General features: G+C 61.9%; 7 protein-coding genes. All 7 read left to right on the forward strand.

What is annotated here, in order from left to right:
• Positions 1-21 precede the first annotated feature (21 nt).
• Positions 22-795, forward strand: coding sequence for a glutathione S-transferase family protein (locus tag MKZ91_RS25075; protein WP_336173738.1), 774 nt, complete (start codon positions 22-24; stop codon positions 793-795).
• Positions 796-825: 30 nt separating this feature from the next.
• A complete protein-coding gene (locus MKZ91_RS25080) occupies positions 826-1,752 on the forward strand; it encodes a dioxygenase family protein (protein WP_336173739.1) in 927 nt (308 codons plus the stop codon).
• Entirely contained in the window at positions 1,749-2,510 is a 762-nt protein-coding gene (locus tag MKZ91_RS25085; protein ID WP_336173740.1) for an SDR family NAD(P)-dependent oxidoreductase, read from the forward strand. Before MKZ91_RS25080 ends, MKZ91_RS25085 begins: the two co-directional genes overlap by 4 nt.
• Positions 2,510-3,388: a 3-keto-5-aminohexanoate cleavage protein gene (locus MKZ91_RS25090; protein WP_336173741.1), complete on the forward strand. Its 879-nt coding sequence runs from the start codon at positions 2,510-2,512 to the stop codon at positions 3,386-3,388. The genes MKZ91_RS25085 and MKZ91_RS25090 overlap by 1 nt, the downstream gene beginning before the upstream one ends.
• A 28-nt stretch (positions 3,389-3,416) precedes the next feature.
• Positions 3,417-4,421, forward strand: a complete 1,005-nt coding sequence (locus MKZ91_RS25095) for a quinone oxidoreductase family protein (RefSeq protein WP_336173742.1) — start codon at positions 3,417-3,419, stop codon at positions 4,419-4,421.
• 11 nt (positions 4,422-4,432) lie between these two features.
• Positions 4,433-4,765, forward strand: a complete 333-nt coding sequence (locus MKZ91_RS25100; protein ID WP_336173743.1) for a cupin domain-containing protein — start codon at positions 4,433-4,435, stop codon at positions 4,763-4,765.
• Positions 4,766-5,286: 521 nt separating this feature from the next.
• Complete coding sequence (locus MKZ91_RS25105; RefSeq protein ID WP_336173744.1) at positions 5,287-5,589, forward strand: DUF982 domain-containing protein; 303 nt, start codon at positions 5,287-5,289, stop codon at positions 5,587-5,589.
• Positions 5,590-6,369 lie beyond the last annotated feature (780 nt).

Below are 6,369 nucleotides of genomic sequence, written 5' to 3' on the forward strand. Positions count from 1 at the left end.
ATCCGGCAGGAGGAGGAAGGCATGTCTGAATACGTCCTTTACAACGCCCCGCAATCGACCTGCAGCCAAAGGGTTCGCTACACGCTCCATACCAAGGGGCTCCCCTTTGAAGAGCATAAGCTCGATCTCTTCCGGGGCGACCAATTGAAGCCGGAGTATCTGGCGGTCAATCCCAACGGGCTGGTGCCGGCACTCGTCCACGACGGTGCATCCGTGCTCGATTCCTCGGTCATTATGGAATATCTCGAGGATATCCGTCCGGATGTGGCGCCGCTTCGTCCGTCCGATCCGCTGAAGGTCGCCGCGATGCGCGCAATGATGCGCTACATCGACGAGGTGCCGACCCCGGCCGTGCGGGTCCCGTCCTACAATCTCGCCTTCCTGCCGCACTATCAGGCCATGACCGAGGAGGAGTTCCTGGCGGTCTGCGAAAGCAAGCCGCTTCGCCGCGAGTTCCTCTTGAAGATGGGTCGAACCGGTTTCCCCAAGACGGAGATGGACGAAGCGCTCGGCCGCCTGCAACGCGGTGTCGACCGGTTCGCGCGCTGGCTTGAGGAAAGCGGTGGCCCCTTCGTCCTTGGACACGCGCTGTCGCTCGCCGACATCGCCATCATGCCCGTCATCGTGCGGATGGACGATATCAATCTCGGCCACATGTGGGCCTCGGCATCCGCTGTCGGCCGGTGGCTCGACCTCATCCGCAACACCGACGCATTCCAGCAGACCTATTACCACGGCTCGCTGCTGACGGAAAAATACCCACACCTGCAAACCCTGAAGACAACAGCGGCCTGAGGCGAGCTTGCGAGAGCCAGGAGACATGACATGCAACACGTAACTGTCGCACCGAAGCTGATATCCACCCTCGAAGACGTAACGCCTGCCGTCGTCACCGCGATGGCGGCGACACCCGATCTCCGTTTGCGGACACTGATGGAGGCCGCGACACGACACCTGCACGCCTTCGTCATCGAAACGCGTCCGACCGAGGCGGAATTCGAAAAGGCGCTGCAATGGATTGCGGCCCTCGGCCACCACACCAACGAGACCAACAACGAGGTCGTGCTTGCCGCCGACGTTCTCGGCGCCTCGACCCTGATCGACCTCATCAACAATGATGGCATGCAGGGAGAAACGATGTCGGCGCTGCTCGGCCCGTTCTACCGCGGAAAGGCACCCAAATGTGATCACGGCGATTGCATCGCCCGGTCCGACACGCCCGGGCCGAAACTGTTCTTCAGAGGCAAGGTGACGGGTGTCGATGGCGCGCCCGTTGCCGGTGCCAAGCTCGATGTCTGGCAGGCTTCGCCCGTTGGCCTTTACGAGAATCAGGACCCCGATCAGGAAGACTTCAACCTGCGTGGGGTCTTCCACACGGACACCGATGGCGCGTTCCACTTCGTTTCCGTGAAACCCGCCGGCTATCCCGTCCCGACGGATGGCCCGGTCGGCGAACTGCTCGCCGCCCAGCGGCGCCGCCCGATGCGCCCGGCCCATATCCACTTCATCGTCTCTGCTCCCGGACACAAGACCCTGATCACACAGATCTTTTCCGATACGCCAGAGGCGCTCGCCGACGATGTCGTGTTCGGCGCAAAGCAGCAGATCGTCGGCGATTTCGTCGAGCACCGCGAGCCTCATCCGGATCATCCCGACGTCCTGCTCCCTTTCTACACCTGCGAGTACCAGTTCCGCCTGACCGAAGGTGAGCCGTGCTTTCCAGTCCCGCCAATCTCAGGAACCAAGTCATGACTGTGATGAACGAGCATCTCCCTCTTGCCGGCAAGGTCGCCGTCGTCACCGGCGGGTCCGGAGGCATCGGCCGCGAGGCCTGCCGTCTCCTGGCCGAAGCCGGGGCGCGGGTTGCGATCGGTTATCGCTCATCCGCCGAGCTGGCGCGGCTGCTGAAAGAGAGCCTTGCGGGAGAGGGACACATGACCGGCGCGGTTGCGATCGAAGACAGCGGTAGCATTGCGGCCTTCCGTGATCGTGTGCTTGCCGAGATGGGGGGCGCCGACATTCTGGTCAACAGTGCCGGTATCACCAAGGCGATCCCGCACGGTGATCTCGAGGCGCTGACCGACGAACTGATCGACGAGATCTTCATCAACAACTGGCGCGGCGTCTTTGCGACCATTCGCGCTTTCGCTCCGGCGTTGAGGGAACGGGGCGAGGGGCTTGTCGTCAACGTTTCCTCGATCGCCGGATTTACCGGCGTCGGCTCCAACGTCGCCTATTGCGGCGCCAAGGCCGGGCTGGACATCATGACGAAATCGCTCGCAAGGGCGATGGCGCCTGCCGTGCGCGTTCTCTCGGTATCGCCGGGTGCCGTCGACACGCAGTTCGTGCCCGGCCGCGGCAAGGAATTCAATGACAAGGTCGCAGCGACAACGCCGCTCAGGCGCATCACCTCGCCGGTCGACGTGGCCGAGGCGATCCTTGCCTGCGCGACACATCTGAAATTTTCGACCGGCGACCGGATCGTCGTCGACGGCGGGAGGCATTTGTGATGCAGCAGAACGTCATCATCACCTGCGCAGTCACCGGAAATCTGACAACACGCGAGAACCACCCAGGCCTCCCGGTCACGCCGGAAGAAATCGCCAATGCCTGCCTGGAAGCAGCCGAAGCTGGCGCAGCAGTCGCCCATATCCATGTGCGTGATCCGGAGACCGGCAAGCCGTCGATGGAGCTCAAATACTACCAGGAAGTGGTCGAGCGCATCCGGGCGAAGAACAACGCCTTGATCCTCAACGTCACCACCGGTCCAGGCGGGCGCTACCATCCAAGCGATGACAACCCGGCAATCGCCGGACCAAGAACCACGCTGATGCGGCCGGAACGGCGGGTCGAACACATCGTCGCGTTGAAGCCCGACATTGCCACGCTCGACCTCAATACCATGACCTTCGGCTCGGAGGTGGTGATCAACACGCCCGACAGCGTCAAAGTCATGGCGGAAATCATCCATGGCTCAGGCTCGAAGCCCGAGCTCGAAGTCTTCGATACCGGTCACATTCAGCTGGCACAGGATCTTCTCAAGGCCGGCGTGCTGAAGTCGCCAGCGCTGTTCACCATCGTCACTGGCGTCAAATACGGCTTTCCATCGACGACGGACGTGATGGCAACGGCTGCACGCATGCTGCCAAGCGATGCCGTCTGGACTGGCTTCGGTGTCGGCCGCATGTCGTTTCCGATGGCCATGCAGGCCTATCTGCTTGGCGGCCACGTGAGGGTCGGCCTCGAAGACAATTCCTACATCGCCAAGGGCGTGCTCGCCAAAGGCAATGGCGAACTGGTCGAACGTGTGCGCGACCTCATCGAGAAGCTCGGCGGCAAGATCGCCGAGCCGTCTCGTGCGCGCGAAATGCTCGGGCTGCGAGCTTGATTTTTCAATTAATCCAGGGAGATGAGACATGAACATTCAGGTCGATACCAAAGTGGGCAAGGCGCTGCGCGTCAGCGAGAAGTCGCCTGACCTCGACAACCTGAAGATCGGTTTGGCCGATGTTGCCATTCCGCGGCCCGGTCCCGGCCAGGTGCTCGTCGAGATCGTTGCCGCCGGGGTCAACCCCAGCGACGTCAAGGCGTCACTCGGCCACATGCCGCACGCCATCTGGCCGCGCACGCCGGGGCGCGATTTCGGCGGCATCGTGCGCGAGGGACCGACCTCGATGATCGGCATGGAGATCTGGGGCGGCGGCGGCGAACTCGGCATCACCCAGGATGGCAGCCACGCCAAATGGATGGTGCTGGATCAGAAGGCCGTGCGCGCCAAGCCCTCCAATTTCACCATGGAGGAAGCCGGTTCGATCGGGGTTCCGTTCATCACGGCCTATGAAGGGCTGCGCGAGGCTGGCGGGGTGCAGCCGACCGACGTCGTGCTTGTCTGTGGCGGCAACGGCAAGGTCGGCCAGGCGGCAATTCAACTCGCCACGCTTGCGGGGGCGCGTGTCTTTGCAGTCGAGTACAGCGAGCAGTCGCTGCTTGCCCACACCAATGCCCCTGTCGAGATGCTCAACAGCGCCAAGGACGACGTTGCCGCGATCGTCAGGGAAAAGACTGGCGGCCACGGCGCCGACATCGTCTTCAATACGGTCGGCAGCCCCTATTTCGAGATTGCCAACATGGCCATGGCGAAGCAGGCACGCCAAATCTTCATCTCCACCTTCGATCGCGCCGTGCCGTTCGACATCTTCAACTTCTTCCGTGGCCGCCACAAATATATCGGCATCGACACGCTGGCGCTTTCGTCGGTCGAGGGCGCGCGCATCTTCGACAAGCTCAAGCCCAAGTTCGAAGAAGGCAAGCTGAAGCCGTTCCCGATCAATCCGGCGACCTGCTACGGCCTCGCCGATGCCGCCAAGGCCTATGCATCGGTCCTGCGCGGTACGTCGGATCGCGTGCTGCTGAAGCCCTAAGGGAGGAGCGAATGCAGGTTACGCGCTACGATGCTGCGAAAGCCTACGAGGCGCCGGAGCACTATGACATGCGATGCCTGCGGCTGCAGGGCAAGGAGGCGACAAATACCGATCGGATCTGGATCGGCCTGTCGCACCTCCTGCCCGGCGGCAGGACGTCGCTCAAGGCTGCCGAGGTCGAAAAGATTTACATTGTCGTGGCCGGCGAGGTGACGATCGAAACGCCTCATGAAAACGTGACGCTCGGACCGCTCGACAGTTGCCGCTTGGCGCCGGGGGAGGCACGCGCGCTGATCAACCGGACGAACGCGCCGGCGTCGATCCTGCTTGCGATGCCGACGTGACCGGGGGGCAAGGGATGGCGGGCTTACCGCTTGTTCTTGCACTGGGAGAGCGCACTCCCAGCTGCCCGCTGACAGGTGATACTGTCTTGCGCCGGGTTCTGCCGCGTTTCAGCTCGATACGGTGCTGCGGCACATGCAGCAGCGCACAGTGCTGTGGCGACCTTCGCGCGCTTCATAGGGGGCCGCTCCGGTTGGGGCGAGATGACACCTTGGGGCAATCTCGTTGTATTGCAGCAGGAAGGGCAAACGCTTAAAAAATCTGAGATCTTGAGCCCTCCCTGCGTTCGCGCCCAGTCCACCTGGCTGGATTGCTGCGGTACGGCTGTCAAGGCGGTGGAAAGGATACCTCGCGCCGACGCCGTGAACCCGGTGTGTCGATGGGATCAGACGGCGATCTGTTCGCTCGGATCGACAATCGACATCGAACATATAGCGGGTTGGAAGCCTTGAAATCCGCTCTGCCTGCGCCGATATCTTCTTCACTTCTTTTTCATCCGGCTTGAATGCGAAAGGAGGACATCATGCTCAACCCGGAGTTGGTTTGGATGACGCCCGTCACCGTTCACATGAAGGACGGGGCGTGCCAGGTCTTCGCTTCTGTCAACGACGCGCTCGATTTCCTGGAAGGCGATTGGGCCATCTATCGCGGCAGACAATACAATCGGGCGGTTCAGACGTGCCGCCGTGCTCTAAACCGAGTAACGCCAGTCGCCATCGCGCGCGAAGCGTTTATTGACGCGTGTCGAGACGCGGGCATGTCGACAGGCGCGGATAGGCCGCCCGGGGCAAAGACAGGTACCGGCGGTCAACGCTCGCTTGCCTAGAAGGGTTGGCCGGGGCACTTCTTGGTGCCCCGGGCTTTCGAGCATTCGCTCCCGCGCACCGGGGCAATTCGTCATCACCCTTAAGCGTTGTGATGGAGCCGCCACACGCTTTGTCCGGGCATTTGGGTTGATCATGTCAGGTCCATGTTCGCTTTTACGGCGCCTGGGCTACCGTGCGGGCGGAAGGTGCGGGGCGTAGTTCTTGTCATTCATGCCTGGATGCGCCATCACGGAGACAATCGGGTTCTTGACGGTTCGTTTCCGCAAAACAATGTCGTTGTGACGCCGCACTCGAAGGGCGCGACCTTAGCTGGCTGCCGCGCGACCACCTGGGCCGCGCGTGAAGAGAGGACGGTTTCATCCAGGGGGCTAGCGCAAGGTCTCCCTTGTTTCCTGGATATCGCCCCATGCGAGCCGTCGTCCGGCATCACCGGTCTTCGCGTTGCTGGTTGGTGCCCTGCGCTATCGATGGCCTCCACGGGAGGAAAGCGGATTCGGAGGCAGGCTCGTTTTGCCGCGATCCGATAGCACGCAGAAAATCTCCTACTTCGTCGGCGGATTGGCACCAGATGTCCCATTTTCGTCGCAGACTTTCCTCCAAAGTGTATTTTGCCACTGCTCGCCAACGCGAAGATCGTCGATCTGTCGAGGCAGTCGATCACAATCGTCTACGTCGTGGTTGCCGCAGCCCACGCAGATAATTGGATCGTGTCCATGGGAGTGGTGTAGCTGACGGCTGATTGCCGTGCTTTCCGACAAGGGCCGGAGGGATATCAGCGG

This window comes from Ensifer sp. MJa1 (genome assembly GCF_037026475.1).
Classification (GTDB): Bacteria; Pseudomonadota; Alphaproteobacteria; order Rhizobiales; family Rhizobiaceae; genus Ensifer.